The sequence below is a fragment of the Cryobacterium sp. TMT1-2-2 genome (assembly GCF_004403505.1).
GTDB lineage: Bacteria > Actinomycetota > Actinomycetes > Actinomycetales > Microbacteriaceae > Cryobacterium > Cryobacterium flavum.
This window is the reverse complement of the sequence record NZ_SOGS01000023.1, coordinates 103,809-123,725: the sequence shown is the minus strand read 5'-3', so window position 1 is coordinate 123,725 and position 19,917 is coordinate 103,809. Positions and strand designations below refer to the sequence as shown.

General features: G+C 62.0%; 20 protein-coding genes, 1 tRNA gene and 1 pseudogene. 14 read left to right on the top strand and 8 right to left on the bottom strand.

Features of this window, described 5'->3' with window-relative positions; all coding sequences use genetic code 11:
* The first annotated feature begins 95 nt into the window (after positions 1 to 95).
* Positions 96 to 743 (top strand): hypothetical protein, encoded by a 648-nt coding sequence (locus E3T35_RS13590; protein ID WP_134379561.1) that lies wholly within the window; start codon positions 96 to 98, stop codon positions 741 to 743.
* A gap of 255 nt (positions 744 to 998) precedes the next feature.
* On the top strand, positions 999 to 1,406 hold the full coding sequence (locus E3T35_RS13585) for a dehydrogenase (protein WP_241987782.1): 408 nt from the start codon (positions 999 to 1,001) through the stop codon (positions 1,404 to 1,406).
* 55 nt (positions 1,407 to 1,461) lie between these two features.
* Here E3T35_RS13585 and radA read toward each other — a convergent pair whose 3' ends face one another.
* Positions 1,462 to 2,823, bottom strand: a complete 1,362-nt coding sequence (radA, locus tag E3T35_RS13580) for a DNA repair protein RadA (RefSeq protein WP_092341789.1) — start codon at positions 2,821 to 2,823, stop codon at positions 1,462 to 1,464.
* A gap of 317 nt (positions 2,824 to 3,140) precedes the next feature.
* Here radA and E3T35_RS19350 point away from each other — a divergent pair, with 317 nt between their 5' ends.
* The 3 genes from E3T35_RS19350 (at position 3,141) to E3T35_RS13570 (ending at position 5,187) form a co-directional block, all read left to right on the top strand.
* On the top strand, positions 3,141 to 3,305 hold the full coding sequence (locus E3T35_RS19350) for a hypothetical protein (RefSeq protein ID WP_166789958.1): 165 nt from the start codon (positions 3,141 to 3,143) through the stop codon (positions 3,303 to 3,305).
* Between the two features lie 200 nt (positions 3,306 to 3,505).
* The gene (locus E3T35_RS13575) at positions 3,506 to 4,060 is read left to right on the top strand and encodes a hypothetical protein (protein ID WP_134379559.1); all 555 of its coding nucleotides are present in this window, start codon (positions 3,506 to 3,508) and stop codon (positions 4,058 to 4,060) included.
* A complete protein-coding gene (locus E3T35_RS13570) occupies positions 4,057 to 5,187 on the top strand; it encodes a hypothetical protein (RefSeq protein ID WP_134379557.1) in 1,131 nt (376 codons plus the stop codon). The genes E3T35_RS13575 and E3T35_RS13570 overlap by 4 nt, the downstream gene beginning before the upstream one ends.
* Before the next feature lie 5 nt (positions 5,188 to 5,192).
* On the opposite strand, the gene E3T35_RS13565 is transcribed toward E3T35_RS13570, so the two are convergent.
* Positions 5,193 to 5,963 (bottom strand): SGNH/GDSL hydrolase family protein, encoded by a 771-nt coding sequence (locus E3T35_RS13565; protein ID WP_241988858.1) that lies wholly within the window; start codon positions 5,961 to 5,963, stop codon positions 5,193 to 5,195.
* A gap of 86 nt (positions 5,964 to 6,049) precedes the next feature.
* On the opposite strand from E3T35_RS13565, the gene E3T35_RS13560 reads away from it, so the two are divergent.
* A tRNA-Ser gene (locus E3T35_RS13560) sits at positions 6,050 to 6,139 on the top strand.
* 360 nt (positions 6,140 to 6,499) lie between these two features.
* Here the strand turns inward: E3T35_RS13560 and E3T35_RS13555 are convergent.
* Positions 6,500 to 7,682: pseudogene (locus E3T35_RS13555) on the bottom strand (transposase).
* A gap of 807 nt (positions 7,683 to 8,489) precedes the next feature.
* Complete coding sequence (locus E3T35_RS13550; RefSeq protein ID WP_134345546.1) at positions 8,490 to 8,894, bottom strand: heavy metal-responsive transcriptional regulator; 405 nt, start codon at positions 8,892 to 8,894, stop codon at positions 8,490 to 8,492.
* A gap of 54 nt (positions 8,895 to 8,948) precedes the next feature.
* On the opposite strand from E3T35_RS13550, the gene E3T35_RS13545 reads away from it, so the two are divergent.
* A complete protein-coding gene (locus E3T35_RS13545; RefSeq protein WP_134345545.1) occupies positions 8,949 to 9,248 on the top strand; it encodes a thioredoxin family protein in 300 nt (99 codons plus the stop codon).
* Positions 9,245 to 10,606: an NAD(P)/FAD-dependent oxidoreductase gene (locus tag E3T35_RS13540; RefSeq protein ID WP_241988857.1), complete on the top strand. Its 1,362-nt coding sequence runs from the start codon at positions 9,245 to 9,247 to the stop codon at positions 10,604 to 10,606. Before E3T35_RS13545 ends, E3T35_RS13540 begins: the two co-directional genes overlap by 4 nt.
* A 120-nt stretch (positions 10,607 to 10,726) precedes the next feature.
* On the opposite strand, the gene E3T35_RS13535 is transcribed toward E3T35_RS13540, so the two are convergent.
* The 3 genes from E3T35_RS13535 to E3T35_RS13525 form a co-directional block, all read right to left on the bottom strand.
* Positions 10,727 to 11,938: an MFS transporter gene (locus E3T35_RS13535; RefSeq protein ID WP_134379555.1), complete on the bottom strand. Its 1,212-nt coding sequence runs from the start codon at positions 11,936 to 11,938 to the stop codon at positions 10,727 to 10,729.
* A complete protein-coding gene (locus tag E3T35_RS13530; RefSeq protein WP_166789957.1) occupies positions 11,938 to 12,492 on the bottom strand; it encodes a phosphatase PAP2 family protein in 555 nt (184 codons plus the stop codon). Before E3T35_RS13530 ends, E3T35_RS13535 begins: the two co-directional genes overlap by 1 nt.
* Positions 12,493 to 12,563: 71 nt before the next feature.
* Entirely contained in the window at positions 12,564 to 13,136 is a 573-nt protein-coding gene (locus tag E3T35_RS13525) for a Chromate resistance protein ChrB (RefSeq protein ID WP_370449338.1), read from the bottom strand.
* 59 nt (positions 13,137 to 13,195) lie between these two features.
* Between E3T35_RS13525 and E3T35_RS13520 the strand changes: the two genes are divergently transcribed.
* Positions 13,196 to 13,633 (top strand): DUF2127 domain-containing protein, encoded by a 438-nt coding sequence (locus tag E3T35_RS13520; RefSeq protein WP_166789956.1) that lies wholly within the window; start codon positions 13,196 to 13,198, stop codon positions 13,631 to 13,633.
* On the opposite strand, the gene E3T35_RS13515 is transcribed toward E3T35_RS13520, so the two are convergent.
* Positions 13,567 to 14,964, bottom strand: coding sequence for a glycosyltransferase (locus E3T35_RS13515; protein ID WP_166789955.1), 1,398 nt, complete (start codon positions 14,962 to 14,964; stop codon positions 13,567 to 13,569). The genes E3T35_RS13520 and E3T35_RS13515 overlap by 67 nt on opposite strands.
* A 127-nt stretch (positions 14,965 to 15,091) precedes the next feature.
* Here E3T35_RS13515 and E3T35_RS13510 point away from each other — a divergent pair, with 127 nt between their 5' ends.
* From E3T35_RS13510 to E3T35_RS19870, 5 genes are all read left to right on the top strand, one after another.
* Positions 15,092 to 15,829, top strand: a complete 738-nt coding sequence (locus E3T35_RS13510; RefSeq protein WP_241988856.1) for a response regulator transcription factor — start codon at positions 15,092 to 15,094, stop codon at positions 15,827 to 15,829.
* A 62-nt stretch (positions 15,830 to 15,891) separates the two neighbouring features.
* Positions 15,892 to 16,059 (top strand): hypothetical protein, encoded by a 168-nt coding sequence (locus E3T35_RS19345; RefSeq protein ID WP_166789954.1) that lies wholly within the window; start codon positions 15,892 to 15,894, stop codon positions 16,057 to 16,059.
* 185 nt (positions 16,060 to 16,244) lie between these two features.
* Positions 16,245 to 17,189, top strand: coding sequence for a cell wall metabolism sensor histidine kinase WalK (locus tag E3T35_RS13505; RefSeq protein WP_134379549.1), 945 nt, complete (start codon positions 16,245 to 16,247; stop codon positions 17,187 to 17,189).
* A gap of 133 nt (positions 17,190 to 17,322) precedes the next feature.
* Positions 17,323 to 18,507, top strand: a complete 1,185-nt coding sequence (locus E3T35_RS19875) for an HAD-IC family P-type ATPase (protein ID WP_241988855.1) — start codon at positions 17,323 to 17,325, stop codon at positions 18,505 to 18,507.
* 76 nt (positions 18,508 to 18,583) lie between these two features.
* On the top strand, positions 18,584 to 19,810 hold the full coding sequence (locus tag E3T35_RS19870; protein ID WP_241988854.1) for an HAD-IC family P-type ATPase: 1,227 nt from the start codon (positions 18,584 to 18,586) through the stop codon (positions 19,808 to 19,810).
* Positions 19,811 to 19,917: the final 107 nt, after the last annotated feature.

The following is a 19,917-nucleotide window of genomic DNA, read 5'->3' as shown; positions in this document are numbered from 1 at the left end:
GTCTTTCGATTGCGAGCGGGTCTTTCCGGCAGCAATTACCGCCGACACGCACACCATTACCGAGTTCTGCCGCTGAACTTCAATAACCTTGGGGCATGTCGACGATCAAGCAACCGGTCGGCCGCCAGTCCAGCAAGGTGTACCGGCGCCGGCGTTTCGTAGTGGGGCTCGGCCTGCTCGCCGTGCTCGTCATTCTGTTTCTCATCATCGTGCAACCGGGCGTGAGCAAGGGCGACGGGGACTCCCCGAAAACGCCCGCGGCCGACACGACCGAGTCGGCGACGCCGACGGATGCCGTCACCACCATCCCCGAGGTAGCGACCGCCGTCGACGGCGCGGCCTGCGACCCGTCGGCCGTGCAGGTTGCGGCCGTCACGGACGCGACCAACTATGCCGTTGGAGTCCTGCCGCAGCTGTCGCTGAGCCTGACCAACATCGGAACCACCGACTGTGTGATCAACGCCGGCAACGCCAAGCAGGTGTTCACCGTGATGAGCGGGCAGGACGTCTACTGGACCTCCACCGACTGCCAGACCAACCCGATCGACGCCCAGGTCACCCTCAAGCCCGGTGTGGTCATGCCGCTGGCAACACCGATCACCTGGGATCGCACCCGCTCGGCCGTCGATACCTGTCAAGCCGAAGCCCGCACCGCGGTTCCGGCCGGCGGAGCCTCGTATTACCTGCACGTGACCGTGGACGGCATCGAGGCGGCCGACCCGGCCTTGATGATCCTGAACTAGGGCCTGTCGGTCGACCGGCTGGCACTCGGCTCGGTGGCTAATTCAGGAGATCCGGTCGCGGGAGCGATCAGGACCGCCGTACCTGTGGGACGGCTGCTTCGGCACCCGGATGATTTTTTGATTTAGCCCGCGCGCACGGTTTAGCTCCCGTACACGGGGTCCGGTTTGCGCGCCGCGGGGGCGAGCGGGCATCCGTTCGCTCGTGGCGTGCGCTGCCAGCTGGGCGTCTGGAGCTTCGCCTGATTGAATGAATGGGTGACCGATACGACTGCCAACACCCGTTCCGAGGCGCTCGCCGCCGCACTGGCAGCGCAGGACGTCGTCGCCGTCGCCTATGCGTTGCGCAACGACTACATGATCGTGCCGCGACTCGTGGTCAACGGCGAGGCGGCCCAGGTGCGCGTGTTCGGCCGCGAAGGCTCAGACAAGCGGATGCTGCTGCTCTTCTCCGCCGCGGAGAACTACCTGCGAGTGGTTCCCGACGACGTGGACCCGCAGGTCATGGTGTGCGACGGCCAGTGGTTGCGGGAATTTCTCACCGTGCACGCCGCGACGCTGGAGATGGTCTTCTTCGACATTGCCGGACCCAACGTGATGCAGGCCGCCCCGGCCGACCTGCTGAACGCCCTGAGCCCTGAGCTCGGCCACAGCGACGCCGACTAACCGAATCGCGCACCGGGTGCGCCCGACGGAACAATCGAGCGGGGGGCGGCCGGGGTTAGAACGCCCGATCGAGTTCGGCGTCGCGCGGTTTGCGGGTGGTGCCGAGTGCCAGGGCGACCGCCGCGTGGATCGACCCGCAGGCGGCGTCGATCTGGGTGGTGAACCCGAGGCGAACGGCCTCGTTCACTCGCTGCTTCGACATGAGTGCTCCGCGTACCTCGCCGGCCAGGCTGATCTCGCCGAAGGCGACCACGTTGTGCGCCACGGCCAGCCCGGTGAACGCGGACGCGATAGCCAGCGCGATGGCCAGGTCGGCGGCCGGCTCACTCAGACGGATGCCACCGACCGTCGACACGTATACATCTTTGGTGGAGAGGTTCATTCCCGCGCGCTCCTGCAAAACCGCGAGCAGCATAGCCACGCGGGCGGAGTCCACGCCGCTCGTGACCCGGCGGGGATTCGGTGCCTGGGTGTCGGTGACGAGCGCCTGCACCTCGACCGGCATCGCCCGACGGCCTTCCAACGCGACGGTCACACACGTGCCGTCGACCGGTTCGGTGGCCCGGCTCAGGAACAGCCCGCTCGGGTCGGGCACTTCGGCGATGCCGTCGCCGGTCATCTCGAAGCAGCCGACCTCGTCGGTAGGCCCGAACCGGTTCTTCAGAGCGCGAATGAACCGCAGCGAGGTCTGCCGGTCGCCCTCGAACTGACACACCACGTCGACCAGGTGCTCGAGCACCCGCGGACCGGCGATCGAGCCGTCTTTGGTGACGTGACCGACGAGCAGCACCGGCAGGCCGCGATCCTTGGCGACCCGAATTAGAGTGGATGCCACCTCCCGCACCTGGCTGGGCATACCCGGCGACCCGTCGGAGAGCGCACTCGACACGGTCTGCACGGAGTCAATGATGATGAGGTCGGGCTTGACAGCATCGATCTGCCCGAGGATGACTCCGAGATCGGTTTCGGCGGCGATATAGAGTTCGGGTTCGAGTGCGTTGGTGCGTTCGGCGCGCAGCCGAACCTGGCTCACCGACTCTTCGGCGCTGACGTAGAGCACGCGGCTCTTCGCTGCGGCCGCCTTAGACGCGACCTCGAGCAGCAGCGTGGACTTGCCGACGCCAGGCTCCCCACTGAGCAGAATCACCGAGCCGGGCACGATGCCGCCGCCGAGCACACGGTCGAATTCATTAATGCCGGTCGGCCAGTGAGCGGCGGCATCCGTTTCGACGTGGGTGATCGGGCGGGCGATGCCATCGCCGACGAGCGTGATGGCCTTGAGCTTGCGGGTGATGCCGGCTGTCTGGCCGGCATCGACGACGGTGCCCCACTGCTGGCATTCGCCGCAGCGGCCCGCCCATTTCAGGGTCGTCCAGCCGCACTCGGAGCAGCGGAAAGAAGAGACGGATTTTGCCATGTTTCGAGCCTAGCCGGGGCCACCGACAGTCGGCTGCCTGAACCGGCCGTTGCGGTCGCAGAACGTCAGACCCGGTCGTATCCTGAACAGAACGAACCAGCAGTGGGGAGAAAGAGGAACAATGGCCGACCTATGTGTCAGCACACAGTCTTTGAGGGGACTGAGTGACGAATTGACCATTGTCGCGCAGGAATTCAACAATGCGAACACGCGAAGTGACACGATTGCGGCGGCCGTTGGGCATTCCGGGCTGGCCGACGCTGTGACGGATTTTACTCACGGATGGGACGACCGTCGCTCCGAGATGGTCGACTCGATTGCTTTTCTCGCAGAAGGCGCGGCTGGCTGCGCGGACAGTGCAGACGGTCCGCCACGGTTTGCCGTATGAAGGAAATCTCGGCGGTGCGCCGGAGTATCGCATCCCGTGGGATGCCCAGGGCAAAATTACGGTGCTGAACGACCTGCCGTTCGTTGTTCCATGAGCGTATGGCGACGCACGGTTGCGCAGTTGGCGTACTCGTACGACGTGGGTGTGTGGGGGGAGCCGGGCCATTTTGTCGCGCGCGGGCTGCAGGCATCCACTCGTATCGGTGGCTGGAATCGTGGGGTCTTTCTGCGCAACGCCAGCGTGGATTCCAGCCTCCCCTCGACGTACTTGTTTGCCCAGGCTCGTGCTCGCGCCGTGGCCGATCGTTCCGACCCGGAGAGCTGGATGGTTTCAGCGGCCGTTTACGCCGTTGATGGTTCGGAGACGCCGGCGAACGCTCGTGCCGAAATCATCAGGCGGGGATCGGCGACCGCGCTCGCCGAGGTGGAATTCGTCGCCGACGCAGCCCGTGCCGGCAAGCTGCAAGCGGATGCCGACCAGATCTACAATGGACGTCGCGCCGAGACGCCGTGGATCACTGATGCGGCCTATGCGGGCGATTTTGCGGCGGCGCAGTGGGCGCAGGACCTGAGCGGGTCATTCGGCGCCTTTCCCATTAATCTTCTCAAACGGGAGTACCCCCCGTTCCTTCACATGTTCGCGGCGCTCAAGCCTCCGCCGGGGTGGCCAAGTGCCAGTCTCGTGCTCGCCAATCCGACGCCGATCAAAGACCGGTTCGAGTTGTTTTCCGTTGGCGCCCGCGAGAACGAAGTCGACGTGACCGAGGACGCGCTGCTTGGCCGACGCGAGGCGCTGTGCACGGTGCGGATAGGGTCAAAGGACGAGATTGATGCGGAGAAATTGTCATGACGGATGAGCTGCCGGACGGCATCGTCGTTGCTGCCACGACCGAGGTCGGGTCGGCGCATTTGGCCGTCGCGCTTGAGAATCAGGATGTCGAGGCTATCGGCCGAGCGCTGCGCCTCGACTTTGTCGTCGTGCCGTTGCTGCGAAGTAAAGTCGGGGTGCTCGAGACCCGGGTGTTCGCCGCCGCTGACTCTCCCGCGGGCGCTCCACGTTTCAACCTCTGTCTGTTCTCCTCCACTGAGACATTCGCAGAATTCATCAGCGACATTTCCGACCGCGAGTTCGCCCTGCAGCGCGGTGCAGCACTCGTACCGTTTCTGATCCAGCATGCCGATTTTCTCAATGCGGTCGTGTTTGATCCCGCCGGCCCGCACACGATGTCGGCCTCCGTTGCCGACGTGATCGCCGCATTGGAGCCGCAACCCGGCGATGATGAGGCGGCCTGGGTAGCCGGCGATACGCACCCGTCTGAATTTCGAAGCGATGGAGACCCGACCCTGTCGCGGGTCACCGGCTTTGACTTGCCGCTTTCCGGAGACTGGTTTTCGATCGCTCTCGACGATGCCGCCGCACGAGATGCGAGTGTCAAGCAACTCGTCAATCGTCAATTGAAGGGGCTGCCGGCGACGCCGGTGTTGCGACGAGAACTCGCCCGCTGGCTCACCGAAACCTGCATTCGTGCGGCTGCCGGCGGAGCCGAATTCATGGCCTACCTGTTGCAGCGCAACCGTACCGGGGCACTCGCGCTGAATGTTGTGTTGTACTGGCAGCAACTCGGGCCGGCCCAGGGAGGCCGCACCCATCTCGACAGTATGGCCAAACGGCTGAGCGAACGGCTGGCACCCGAGGCAAAACTTCTCAGCGCGGTCACCCCGGCGGGCCCACTCGTGAGGCACAGCAGGGTCGCGAGCGCGTCGGCCGACGTGGGCACGCCAGACCTCCCGCTTCTCATCGTTGACTACTGGATTGAGTTTCCCGACCATCGCGGCTTGTGCCTGATCACTTTTTCCAGCCCGCACGTTGACCTGGCTGACACCCTGCTCACCTTGATGGACAATATTGTGTTGTCGGGGGCATGGGAGCTGGAGACTCCCATGGGGGACGCCGATTCGGTCGCTGCGCAGCAGTGAGCGAGTCAGGTTACTGCCGCTCCCTGATGCGCTGACACCCGCGCGGCATCCGCGCTCATCGCTGGCAGGAACGCCTCGGCCCAGGAACGGTAGCCGCGGTCGTTGGGGTGAAACAAGTCTTTGGCGACGTGGGTCAGGATGCTGCGGAACCCGGCCCGTTTGGTGGTCGAGTGCAGCGGGACCACGGTCAGTTCGTGTTCGTCGGCGACGCGTCGAATGATCTCGTTGGCCTCTGCCACCTTGACCTCGTTGTGGGGAAGGTGAAAGCACGGCAGGTCGGCGACGAGGGTGTGCGGCGGCAGCGCGGCGAAAATGGTGCGAATGCCCGCTTCGAAGGTTGTGGGGTTCCACTGGGCGATATCGTTGGCACCGATCGCGACCGTCACCAGGTCGGGCTCAAGCTTTTCGAAGCGGGGAAGCTGGTCGCGCACGGCCAAAGCCACCGTGGCACCCGACACGCTGAGGTTCACAACACGCACGGTTTGGCCGGTGACGCGCCGCACGTGATCGGCGAGCACGCCGACGTAGCTCCTGTTCGGGCTGGAGGCACCGATGCCCTGGGCTGCACTGTCGCCCATCGCGACGTAGAGCAGCTCACCCGGTTGCTTGGCATTGTTGCGCCACCAGGCGGAATGCACCGGCAGGGTTTCGTTCAGAATGGCCTTCTGCTGTTCGAGGTCGCGACGAAACCAGGTCGTGGCAAGCACAATGCCGGTCGCGACAACGGCGATACCGGTAGCGATTAACGGGCGGATGCTCGGGGTTGATTCGCGCACCCACTGAGGCTACTCCGCGGCATCCGTGTGTCTGCTGCATGTTCGCCGATTCGCGTCGGACCCCAGTCTCTACTAGGATCGACGGCGGTACCGTGTCCGAGCGGCCGAAGGTGCGACTCTCGAAAAGTCGTGTGGGGGAGACTCCACCGTGGGTTCAAATCCCACCGGTACCGCCACGAAAAACCCCCTACAACCCAGTGTTTCACTGGGGAGCAGGGGGTTTCGTTTTTCTAGGATGGCCGTTTTGCCCACATTTTGCCCACACTTCAAAAAGTTTTGGTCACAGAAAACACGCCGTAACGTGATCACACGGAGGGTTCACGCAAGTTCAGTCCGTGTCGATTGGGACCAGTGAACGCTCAAGAATTCGACATCTCCCGGTGTCCAAGATCGGCACAGCGGCCCTTCTCCGCGGAGCGGGTGGGTTGGTTGAAACTAGACCGAAGCCGAACCAACCGTCGTCGTGGAACGCGTGCTTCGTCGAGCGCGGTGCCAACGCGATCCCGGAAGATGTCAACCTTTATGAGTCAGTTTCTTTAGCCGGTCATTGCGTTCGTTTCTTCCTTCTTTGGTTCGTTGATCCAGGTCGTCGTCGGGAACGTTGGTGGCTGCGGGTGCTGCCGCACAAAGCGTTCAGGATGCTCGGCATAGGCCGTTGTGAGGACGCGGGCGCGGGCGTGCTGGATAGCGGGTGCGCGGCCGTGGTGAACGTTGAACGGGGTGTGCATACCAATGCCCGAATTACGATGTTCGCCGTTGTACCAGTCGTAGAATTCGGTGCAGAATGAGCGTGCCTCGGCGAGGCTATAGAACCGGTCGGGGAACTCGGGCTGGTACTTCAAAATCTTGAAATGCGACTCCGAAAATGGATTGTCGTTACTCGTATGTGGGCGGGAGTGCGACTTGGTCACGCCCAGGTCGGCGAGCAGGAACGCGACGGGTTTCGACGCCATCGAGGACCCGTTGTCGGAGTGGATTGTCAGCTGGTCTCGACGAATTTTTTGCTTCTCGATGGTGTCGAACAGGAGCGGCTCGGCGAGTTGGTGAGATTCCCGGGTCGCGACCATCCAGCCAACGACGTACCACGAGTAAATGTCGATGATCGTATACAGATGGAAGTACGACCATTTGGCCGGCCCCTTGAGCCTGGATATATCCCACGACCAGGTCGTGTTGGGTCCGGTGGCGATGAGTTCGGGCGTGACGCGTGTCGGGTGCTCGGCCTTAGCGTGACGTTCCCCGGTCTCGCCGTGAGCGCGGAGGAGGCGATACATCGTCGCCACCGAGCACAGGTAGGTGCCCTCGTCGAGGAGGATCGCTTGGATCTCCGCCGGCGCTTTGTCCACGAACCGGCTCGACCGCAGGACCTCCAGAACGACGTTGCGCTCCGGCTCGGTCAGCGCCCGAGGCTGCTTCATCGGCTCCGGCCGGGGCCGCGGGGATGAGGGCTGCCGCGGTGCGCGGGGGTGCTGCCGGCCGTGCCAGCGCGACCAGCACTCCTCTATCTCGCTGGTCACGCCACGAGCTGACCAAGGAGGTATACAGCTTTTCTCGTCGGAGCAGCGCACCGCGGCCCTGCCGATCGAGGCGGTCATACTCGGTCAGAATGTCGCGTTTGTACTTGGCTGTGTACGTCCGCCGCCGTGCACGCTCGGGAAGTTGGGGATCGGGAACATCTTCCATCCCTACAGCCTGCCCGCTCGAGCTGGGTCTTGTCATTAAAGCGTTCGTCAAGGGAACTCCTTCCCGCCTTCTACGACACTATTCGGGACGATCCCGGTGCCTCAAACAAGGTTGACAGAGAGGGAACCGCGCAGCGGGAACACGGAATGCCAAGGCCAGATTATTGTCGCGATTGAATCGACCTATCCCCAGTAGAGCGTGTGGGCGGTCCCGTCCTAAGCTCATAATGATTTGTTTCGTCGGTCGGGTGATCATGAATCCTGCAGAGAAACTGCATTCTCACCGGGTCAGCGTTCCTTCCGGCGCCGTTCTCTCAAACAGGAATGGACTAGTCATGCATCCTTGGCTCTACTATTTTTTCGCCAGACTTGCGGTGACGTTTATCGTCGCATATCAAGGCTTCAAGTACTTGAAGGATCATCCGCGGCAGCTCGGAACTCCCCTCGGGGCACCCCGAGTGGCTTTGTGCATCGCCGGCGTACTCATGCTTGCGAACTTCATTTTGATCCTGGTTCTGATCTTTACTACGCCGTAGGTTCCGCTCTTGGCGGTGCTGCAGACGGAATGAGCATGTGTGCTGCGCCAGCGCTTGCCAGCCACCGCTGGGTCGCTAATTGAGTAGCGAACTAGCGAACTAGCGAACTAGCGAACTCCTCCGTCGGTCCCTGCGAGCGCGAGGGTCCCATAGGGGGTTCGGCTAACGGGCGCTCAACCCATGCTCGACACGTGTCATTTATACGTTCGATTACGTGACAATGCGATCGTACGCTCGGCTATAAATGTGAGTTGCATCGTTATTTGGCGGTGAATACGGATCGATTAGTGGCGGGAAGGTGTTGCGCGCTACTGATGAGCTTGGGCGATTACGTGGCAGACGCTGCCAGCTTCGCAGTCTCCTGGATCAAGAGATTCGCTCGTTTCGATGAGGTGGTGCAACTCTGATTCAAGAAGTGCAAGCTCCTGCTGGCGGCGGTGCACATCCGCCAGTTTCGCCGAGAGAAGGTCTAAGACGTGCCCGCACGGCAACTCGCCTGCTTCTCTAACCGTGATGATGCTGCCAATTTCGGACAAGGTCAGACCAGCCGTCTGGGCAGACCGAATGAACTGCAGGCGCGAGAGGGCCGCGTCGTTGTACCGCCGATAACCGTTCCCCGCACGTTCGGCGGGATCCAACAGGCCGCGCCGCTCATAGAACCGTATGGTCTGTGCGGTTGCGCCGCTCGCGATGGCCAGGTCTCTAATCTGCATAGTCCCATTCCACCACTTGACCTTGCACCATGGTGCAACGTTTACGGTGAGGGCATGGACATTACCTTGCAGTACTTCGATGGGTGCCCGAACTGGAAAATTGCCGCTGAGCGGCTGGATCTGATCGCAGTCGAACACCCGGGCACCGTCGTGACCCGGCGGTTGGTCGAGAATCTGGAAGACGCAGAGGCAATCCACTTTCGGGGATCTCCGAGCATTCTGGTGGGGGGAACAGACCTTTTTCCTGACCCGGCAGCACCGGTGGGGATGGCCTGCCGCATCTACACGACCCCGACAGGATTGGCCGGTGCCCCAACGCTGGAGCAACTGCGCGACGCGATCACCGCAGCATGAGCGACATGTTTGAGGAATACGACCTGTTTGTGATCGGTGCCGGAATGGCCGGCACCACAGCAGCCAACAGGTGCGCTGCACGGGGATGGCGCGTGGGCATCGTTGATGCCCTGCCCTATGGCGGCACGTGTGCCCTGCGCGGGTGTGACCCGAAAAAGATTCTCCGACGTGGAGCGGAAATAATCGACGCCGCCCATCTGATGCAGGGCAAGGGCATCAACGAGAATGAGCTCACGATGGACTGGGCGGCGCTGATGCGTCACAAGCGCGGCTTCACCGACGGTGTGCCCCAGAGCATGGAAGACGAACTTCTCCGCAACGGTGTGAGCACTTTTCACGGTGCCGCTCACTTCACCGGGCCCCATCACCTCGAGATCAACGGCGTGCAGCACCAGGCGAAGCGGTTTCTCATCGCGACCGGTGCCCGCCCGCGCCCCCTCGAGTTCCCCGGACACGAGCACCTCATCGACAGCACTGACTTTCTCAACCTCAAGGAGCTTCCCGGCCGGATCGTATTTATCGGGGGCGGGTTTGTCTCCTTCGAGTTCGCCCACATCGCAGCCCGCGCTGGTGTGGACTGCGTGGTCGTCGATCACGGCACGCGCCCGTTACGCGCGTTCGACCCCGATCTCGTCGACCAGCTCGTGCAGCGCAGTGAGCAAACCGGCATCTGCGTGAATCGCAGCACCTCGGTCAGTGCAGTGGCGCGCACCGCCACGGGGCTTCAGGTGAGCGTGGAGCAGCACGGCGTCACGGCCGTCCTCGATACGGATCTGGCGGTGCACGGCGCTGGCCGGGTGCCCAACATCGACGGTTTGAATCTGGCGGCGGCAAACATTGCCTGGGGCCCGAAGGGGATCGATGTGTTTGGACACTTGCAAAGCCGCAGCAATCCGTCGGTCTTCGCCGCCGGCGACGCCGCCGACACTCCCGGTGAACGCCTCACGCCCGTCGCCGTTTTCGAGGGCAAGGTGGCAGCATCCAACATGCTCAAAGGCACCATGACCGTGCCGGACTATGCCGGCGTCCCCACGACAGTGTTCACGATCCCGGAGCTGAACCGCGTCGGCATGCTCGAGCACGAAGCCGTGCGTGATGGCCGTGATATCGCTGTGCGCTACAACGACACCAGCAGTTGGTATGCCAATTACCGAGTCGGCGAGACCGTCGCGGCGACGAAGGTCATCATTGATACAGCAACCGATCAGATCCTCGGCGCACATTTGCTCGGCCCCGGCTACTCGGAAGTGATCAACATCTTCGGCCTCGCAATCAAGCTGGGCCTAACCACCCGACAACTAAAATCGGCGACCGCGACCTATCCGTCCGTCGGTTCCGACCTTGGCTCCATGCTCTGACCCAGGTCTCCGCAGACGACCGTCCATGGAGCACCCACGCCCATCGATGCGTGTATGTGGTCTTTGGCGCTATTTGGCGGCGTTCTGAGGTCGCTAGCTGGCGCTGTCGCCGTTACTGACTTACACAGGTTGACGTCTTGCGTGGGTGGTGTTGGTGCGCAGGGTGATGCCGCTGAGGGTGGCAACTCCGACCGTGAGGATAGCGAGCAGACCTAGCCCCGCACCCAGGGTTATGGTGCTCGCTACCGCGCCGACGAGGAGGGGGCCTCCGGCGTCGCCGACTTCGCGACCGAGTTCGGCGTTGCCCATCGTGCGTCCCATCCGCTCGGCTGGTGTGGTGGCGGCTAGGTGTGCGAATGCTAGCGGGGTAGCCACACCGATCCCCGTGCCGATGGTTAGTGCGGCGAGGTAGAGGGTGGCCGGCGTGGGGATAACAGCGAGTGCACCGATTCCAGTAGCGATCAGCAGGAGGCCGGCCGTGGTACCTGTTCGTGTGCTGATGCGGCCGTTGTCGCGGAGCCGGCCCACGGAAGGCTGAGTGAGCGTGGAGGCGATGGCGAGCACGGTCACCGCAGCCATACTGCCAAATAGCCCGAGGTGGAGCGTGGTTCCAAGCAGAGGGAGGAATCCGACCGCGACACCGAGAGCGCCGGTGCTGGCCGCGAGTACGAGTGTCGGGATGAGGAAGGACCGGTCGACGGTCTGCTTGACCAGATCCTTTAGCGTGTATCGGGGGCGGGGCAGGATGGGGAGGCGTGGGACAGCGACGATGACCCATATTGCGGTCGCGGCGGCGAGGATCGTCAGTGCGATGAACAGTGCGCGGAGGCCATCTAGCCCGATCAATGCGGCACCGATCAGGGGGCCCAGGGCATAGCCGAGACCTTTCCATGAGCCGTACTTGCCGAAGTATCGTCCCACGGCACCGGGGCCGGCTAGTCGGGCGACGGCGGCCGATGATGCCGGCGAGAATGCTGCTGCTGCCGCTCCTTGGCCGAGGCGAGCAATGCCCAGCAGAATTGGGGTGCCCGCGAAGATTCCGAAGAACGACGCGGCGGCGAAAGCGATCAGGCCGCCGACGATCACGGGTTTGGCGCCGATCCGGTCGCTGAGGGAACCGAAGACGGGCTTCAGGACCACTTCGGCCAGATCGTAGACGGCCAGGAGAATCCCGAAGGTGAGGATGCTCAGTCCGATGTCGCCGGTTTCGACGCCGAGCGCGGCGGCGATTCCGTGCGCGCCGAACGCGGTCGTGAAACCAGCCAGGTATAAGGGAGCAACGACCCCGCGGGTCGGCGATGGGCCGACAGTGGCGGGTGTACCGCCGGTCATCAGCGCGTTTCCGGCGCCGAGGGCCGTGTTGCAGGACGGCCGCGTGGCTGCGGCGTTGGCGGGATCGGACCGATGCGATCCAAGAATGGTATCCAGTTCAGTATGTGCATCCCGTATTGGGTCCACAATCCGGTGTAGATGCAGATAGCGGCGGGCGCAACGAGGAAGGATCCGAGAACGTCGCTGGGGTAGTGCACACCCAGATAGAGGCGAGAGCCTGCGACGAGGAGCGCGAAGCCGAGCCCGATGATCGCCGCCGGAGTAGCCCCGCGAGTACCGCGGGCAATGAAATAGATCGCAATAGCGAACGTGACGGCGAACGCGTTCACCGGCGAGCGACGCACGATTAGGAGGAAAGCGAACAGCACGAGCAGGATGAGGATGATCCCCGGCGGGGACAACACTGCGTTGATCGTCAAGGCGATCGTATTTCCAACAGCGAGGTGATCCCGGCTCAGCAGCTCGTCGATGCGAAATTCTGCTCCGGACAGGCGGGGATTCAGTTTGACCGCGAAACCCAGGATCAGAGTGACCAGCACCAGGAGTAACGACACGCTGATCCACCATCGCAGCTGGGGCAGACGTGCTAGGCGAGCGCGGGGATCGGAGGAAGCCGGGAACGCGCTCATCGGGCAGTTCCGGTTTTCGCAGATTCGGGGGGCGTGTCGATTGCCGGGGTGCTCCCGCGCATGACTTGATACACCCGTTCGGCGTACCCGTCGAGCACGCTCTCGCAGGTTCGAAGGTGCTCTTCGGCGGACGTGGCCTCGGGCAGTGCGAGGACATCGCGCTTCTTCAAGTCGCGAAACCAGCGCCTCAGCCGGTCGAGGCTCTGTTCTTCCTCTTCCAGCTCTCCGAAGGTGAATTTTGCTTTGGCGATCTCGCGTGCGATCTCGGCGTCAAACTTCCCGCAATCGGCCACGAATTCGGTCCACTCGTCAACCCGGGCGGCGGCGAAGGCATCACGGATCAGGTTGGTGGAGGCGTCGTCCCGCGGAGAAGCGTCGATCACGGCGAAGGTGCCGGCCCCTTTGCGGGCCAACTCACCCGCCCGATCCAGTGCGGGTTGAAAGGTGGGTCCGGCCGGGAGCGCCCAGGTGCCCGGCGATACAGGCACCGCGCCGGCTTTTCGCAGTTCCCGCCAGACAGCGACCCGGTGCCGGGAAGGCTCCGATGGCAACTGAATAAGTATCAACACCCAACTAATATTATTCGTCACAAAAGCTACTGTAACAAGAGTTACTTGAAGGGATGATTGTGAACACACCAGAGACAGCGCTAACCCTGCTTGATCGAACATTTTTCATCAGCCTCATCCTCAAAGGCTTAGATGGTGTCCTCGAACTCATCGGGGGCATCCTGCCGCTGGTCATCTCTCCCGCTCAGATCGGCGCCATTGCGCGCTTTCTGACCCAACACGAAATCGCCGAAGATCCACACGACCTGATCGCGAACTCATTGATAGATCTGACGAGCAGTCTCAACCTGTCAGCAGCATTATTCGGTGCGATCTACCTCCTGTTGCACGGCTTAGTGAAGGTGGTCCTGGTCTGGGCTGTTCTTCGCGATCAGCTCTGGGCTTACCCGTGGATGATCGCTTTCTTGCTGATCTTTATCGTCTATCAGGGTTACCAAATTGCCGGGTCATTCTCCTGGGGCTTGACCTTGTTGACCGCGTTCGACTCACCAGCGTGACGGTGACCGAACACGAATGGTTCCTCGATGACGGTGATGGTGTTGTGGGCGAGGATTCCGAGGAGAATTTTGAACCCGCGGGGTCTGAGCGAATCGAGGTCGACAGCGCACCGTCTGATGGCGAAGAATCCGGTCATCGGATCGGTGCAATTACGAAGCCTCGTCGGGAACATAGCTCGAACGAGCACGGTCGCCGAAGCGGACACCAGATGTCGCAGCCGCCCACTCAGCCCCTCAGACGATCCGCCGTTGACGTGACGAGATGCGACCACGATGTCCGGATCCTGGTCAATGCCCGAGCTCAGAAGCACCGGGATCACTTCCGGTGGATGCTGCAAGTCGCCGTCCATCACGATGCACCAGTCGCTGGTGGACTCCGCCAGACCGACAAGAACTGCTCCGGACGGCCCGCCAACGGGTTGATCACGGCGGATGAGGCGGACAGGAATCTCTGCCTCGGCAGCAACTTGCCCAATGACAGTAGGCGTGTCATCGTTCGAGTCATCGACGAAAACGATTTCCGCCACCCGTCCACGTAACGCGGTCTGGATACGTTCGACGAGTTCGCGCACATTCGGGGCATGAGCCAGAAATGCTATTTGACCTCGTTGCGAGTAACCGATTGCAAGGATCGGGATAGCAAGGGTCACGGCGAGGGCGGCGGCCCCTAACCAATACTTCTGGTGGTGGCGATATGACCGCGCCGTGTCGAGGAAGACTCCGTGCACGAGTAGAAGCAGTCCGAGATACAGGAATAGATAGATTCCGATGGTGACAGCCACCGCGTAACCGAGCCACGCCAGCCTCCGTGACACTGTCGAGCTGAACTTGTTCCGCAGGAGCATCAGGAATAGGACCGTGATCCAGACCGCGATCGCGGTTGAGAATGCGTAAGAGCGGGCATCCGCTCCCATGTAGCTGGTCCGCGGGAGCACAGCGCAGATCCGGGCGGCGGCAATGCCCACATTTCGGGTGAACAACATCCGTCCCAGGACAAACGTCCCGGCCACGACGAAGCCCACGGCGATCGCACTGGGCAGCCGTACCGAAAGCTCGGACGGGCCAAACGCCTGAATCCAAAAGTGCAGGAAGAGGTAGTAGAAGCCGTGCACGGCGTCGACGTTTTTCAGCATTCCGAACAGGGACGGCAGCGTGCGCTCAGCCGACATCACGCTCGCCGCTTCGTCCCCCCAGAAGGACGGGATCCACGAGCCCGCAAACGAGGCCAGGAACCCGAAGAGTCCCAGGCCGATCGGCAGACGCCACCGAGCACCCCGTCGGGTCGAGACTGGCTCGACTGCAGCGGGCATCCGAGTGAGCGTGACTGTCATAGATCCATCCTTAGCGGCGGAGATAACGCCGAGCCGGTAGATCACGGGAAATTGGTTGAAACTCTGTACAGGAAAGGCGTACTTTGAGTCGCCGGGCGGCTCCGAGAAGTGCCCATGACCTAGTTTTATGAAGCAGGACGCCATGATCCGTTTGCCCCGCGCGCGTACGTTAGGAAAAGAATCACTCGTGAAATCGATCCTCATCGTCGAAGATGATGCCCAGATGGGGCTCGCGCTCGAGCGCGGTATGCACGCCGAAGGGTACGAGACGGTGCTCGTGGACAACGGTGTGGACGCGCTCATAAATCTGGCGAACTGCCAATTTGCCGTAGCCGTTGTCGACGTGATGCTCCCGTACATGTCGGGGTTTGAAATCTGCCGACGTGTCCGACAGACGGGCAGCACGATGCCGGTGCTTCTGCTCACCGCCCGTGATGCTGTCGACGATCGGGTGACCGGGTTGGGTGCCGGCGCGGACGACCATCTCACGAAACCGTTCAGCTTCGCCGAGGTGTCCGCGAGGATCAGAGCGCTCATCCGGCGAGACCCGGCCGAGCAGTGGATCAAGGTCACAGCTGGCGACGTGACACTGGACTCCCAGTCGCGAAAAGGGCAGGTTGGGGAAGAGTCCCTTGCGCTCAGCCCTAATGAGTTCACGTTGCTGCGGGGATTGATCACGCAACTCGGTGAGCCCATGACGCGGCAGGAGATCCTCGAATCCGTCTGGGGGACCGCGACGCACATCGACGCCAACATCGTCGAGCAATACGTCAGCACGCTCCGCAAGAAGCTGGCGGCACGAGATAGCAACGTTGCAATTGTCACGGTTCGCGGTGTCGGCTACCTGGCGAAGGTCAACGAGTGAATTGGTTGAGGCGGCTGTCAATCCGATGGAAAATAACCATTGGAAGTGTTCTGGTTGCCGCCGTGCTACTGACCGCCGCGACCTTTGCCTTTCGGCTGCAGATGGAACAGGTGCAAATTGCTGCCGATAAGAAGCTGCTGTACGACGCGAGTACTCCCTACCTGACCGCATCACAACCCATCCAGATCAAATCGACCCACCGGCTGGAGAGCAACACGTTGCGGTCGTGAATCCAGCAGGAACCGTTAAGGTCAGCAACATTCCCGACAAATTATTCGGCCGGCTGACGGGGCTGACGAGGCTGGGCGACGGATCACACTTCATCACCCAGTCACACTCGAACTACCTCGTCATCGTTCGAACGGTCACAACCCCGACCGGGGATTGGCACGTCGTGGCAACGCGAGATCAGCGATTGACGGCGCTCGTTGTCGAGAATGTGACGAGAGTTCTGATCCTCGGCGCCGTTGTGCTCCTCATAGGATTCGGACTGGCTTCCTGGCTATTGACCACTGCGGCGCTTCGGCCGGTTGCGCGAATGCGCCAGCGCGCCGAGACTCTCCGTGCCAGTGGATCATCTGAACCGTTGCCCGTGGGTCCGGCGCGGGACGAATTGGCCGCCCTGGCCCTCACTCTGAACGACTTCATCGCGAGCGTTCGGGAGACGTCTGCGCGAGAAAAGCAGATGGTTTCCGATGCTAGTCATGAACTGCGAACACCGATCGCTCTGCTCAAAATCCAGCTCGAGCTCGCCCATTTAAGTGACGGCAACGCGAGTGCCCTCAGCAGGGACCTACAATTGGCCGAAAGTTCTGTCGATCGTCTCTCCCGTTTGGCGACGAACCTCCTCACGCTGTCCACGCTCGAAGCGGGTCACGAAACCCAGTTCACGCCCGGGAAGTCACTCGTGGCGGAATTCGTCGCAGCGTCGGACAGGGCACGGCTCCTCGCGCTGGATAAAGCCATCACGGTCGAATTTGACGTCGATGAGGCAATAGACAACTTGTCCTTTCCAATTTCCGCCACGCACTTTGCCCAGGTAATCGACAACCTGATCAGCAACGCGCTCCGGGCAGCTCCGGAATCAGGAGAAGTACGAGCACGGCTGCAGCAGGACCAGAACGGGCTTCGCCTATCCGTTGAGGACACCGGCCCTGGGATGGCCGAAGAGTTCATCAGCATCGCCTTCGACCGATTCACCCGCCCGGACGCGCAACGGGGCGGCACCGGTGGGAGCGGCCTGGGCCTCTCCATCGTTTCGGCGATCGTTTCACGGGCGAACGGCACGGTTCACCTTGAGAATCAGCCACAAGGCGGCTTCACGGTCACAGTGACAATCCCATACTTGGCTATCCTCTGAGAAAGTTCACTGCGACGGCACGCAAAGTCATTCTGTGAGCGCTTTTAATCTCACATTCAGCATCATTCTGGTTCCATAATTCACTGAGCCTGCTCGATAGTTCCAGCCGCTTGATTGGAGGTGTGCAGAACGGATGACAGAACGAACGGCAGCCCGGGAGCGGACGTTGCAAGCGGCGCGGCAGGCGCTTCCCGTCCTCGACGCGAAGCGCCTGCCCGACGTCGGTCTGAGTGAGAACGAGGTGAGGCTTCGGGTTGAGGCGGGCTTGGACAACCGGGTGGCTGCGGATTCAAGCCGGAGCCTGTGGCACATTCTGCGCGGCAATCTCTTCACCTTGTTCAACGCGATCGTGGGCGGATGCTTCATCCTCCTGCTCGCACTAGGGCAGTGGCAGGACTCACTTTTTGGACTTGCGGTCATTGCCAATGTGCTCATCGGTGTCGTTCAGGAATACCATGCAAAACGCACACTCGACAAGCTCACCTTCCTCCACGCACCGCACGCACGCGTGTTGAGAGAGGGACGCGTGGCGGAGATTGCTGTTGCGGACGTTGTTTTGGACGATGTCTTGGTGTTGCGCGCCGGAGATCAAGTTTCCGCCGACGCCACTATTTTGCAAGCAGACGCCCTCGAAATTGATCAATCCCTGTTGACGGGGGAAGCGGACCCGGTCGCGCTGACTGTGCAGGGGGACGTGCTGTCCGGTTCGGCTGTGGTGGCGGGGTACGGCCGTGCCAGAGTCGTGCGCGTCGGCGCGGACTCCTTTGCCAATCAGCTGACGAGGGAGGCGAAGCAGTTTTCCTTGGTTAACTCGGAGCTGCGCAATGGGCTAAATCGCATAATTCGGTGGGTCAGTTGGGCTCTCGTTCCGCTCACCGCGTTGGTCGTCAATGGTCAGATGAAGGCGCTGGGAGGGTGGACTCAGGCGATCGAGACCGGCACCTGGCGACAGGGCGTGGTCAGCGCCACGGCCAGCACAATCAGTATGATTCCCCAGGGCCTGGTACTGATTACGAGCGTCACCTTTGCGCTGGCGGCCGTGAAACTGGCACGCAGCCAAGTCCTAGTCCAGGAGCTACCGGCCGTGGAGGGTCTTGCACGGGTCGACGTGGTCTGCCTGGATAAGACGGGCACGCTCACCGAAGGGGCCATAGTCTTCGACGCCGTACTGGAAATTCAGGTCTCATCAGTTCCCCGGTGGCGTCAGGTTTTCGGGTGGTTCGGCGCGGACGTCAGCGCTAACGCCACAGCCCGTGCCTTGACCGTTGAGTTCGACGATGCGGGGGGGGCTACGACCCCTGACCGTAGTGCCCTTTAACTCGAGGCGAAAGTGGGGATCCGTCGCATTCGATGCCGAGGACGCCGCGGGAACATGGGTACTCGGAGCTCCGGAAATGATTCTGAACACCTCTGTTCCCGACGCCGTCGCGGTCTTGCGCACCGCGGCGGGACTCGCCGGTGAGGGCATGCGGACGCTGGTACTGGCCCACACCCTCCATTCGATGAACGTGTCCGAGGCTGCACAGGAACGGCTACCTGATGGCGTACGCGCGGTCGCAATCGTCACATTTCGGGAAAAGGTGCGTCCCGATGCTGCGCAGACTCTGAGCTACTTCCAAGAACAGGGGGTCGGCCTTCGAGTGATCTCTGGCGACAATCCGCTTACGGTAGCGGCTGTGGCCCGCGCAGTCGGCCTGCAATTCGAGGGCGATGGCTACGATGCCCGGACATTGCCCGAGGACTTGGCATCGATGGGGGAAGTGCTCGAACAACACCACGTGTTCGGCAGAGTCACTCCGACCCAGAAAAGAGACATGGTCATCGCCTTGCAACGACGCGGGCATGTCGTGGCGATGACGGGCGACGGAGTGAACGATGCCCTCGCGCTCAAACAAGCGGACATCGGAATTGCTATGGGATCCGGAGCTGACGCCACGAAAGCGGTGTCGCGGCTGGTGCTGCTCGATGGCGCGTTCTCCCACCTGCCCAAAGTGGTGGCCGAAGGACGACGGGTGATCGCAAACGTGGAGCTGGTCTCTAAACTCTTCCTGACGAAAACCGCGTACGCCATACTGCTCGCCTTGGCCTTCGGCCTACTGCTCTGGGAATTCCCCTTCTTGCCCCGCCAACTGTCCGCCGCCGATGGGCTGACGATTGGCATCCCCGCGTTCTTCCTGGCGCTTCTGCCCAACCAGCGCAGGTACGTCCCAGGATTCCTGCGACGATCGTTGGCATTTTCCATTCCCGCTGGAGTCGTCATCAGCGTGGTGATTTTGGGCGTGGACGCATACTCGCGTATCACCGTCGGCAATACGCAGGACGCCGCCCAAACAGCATCCTTCATCGCTGTATCCCTGGTGGGCCTATGGGTGTTGGCTGCACTGATTCGGCCATTAAACCGATGGCGAGCACTGATCCTCGCGAGCATGTACCTCGGATTGCTCGCCTGTCTCACAGTGCCCATCATTCGCGATTTCTTCGACCTCGAGCTTCCAACCGGTGACCTCCTAGCCGTAGCCATTGGCGTAGCAATCCCAGGGTGTTTAGGAATCGAAATCATCCAACGAATCCGTCAAAGACGCAATCAGGACTCGCCCGGAGACTCGGTCCCGAAACATTGAGCACGGGGTAAACCCGGGCCGTCAAGAATAATCACCCTCCCACACCGCTCAGGAGCGCAGGAGCAGGAGCTCAGAAGTGAGGGAAAATGACTGTGAAAGTCGTTTCC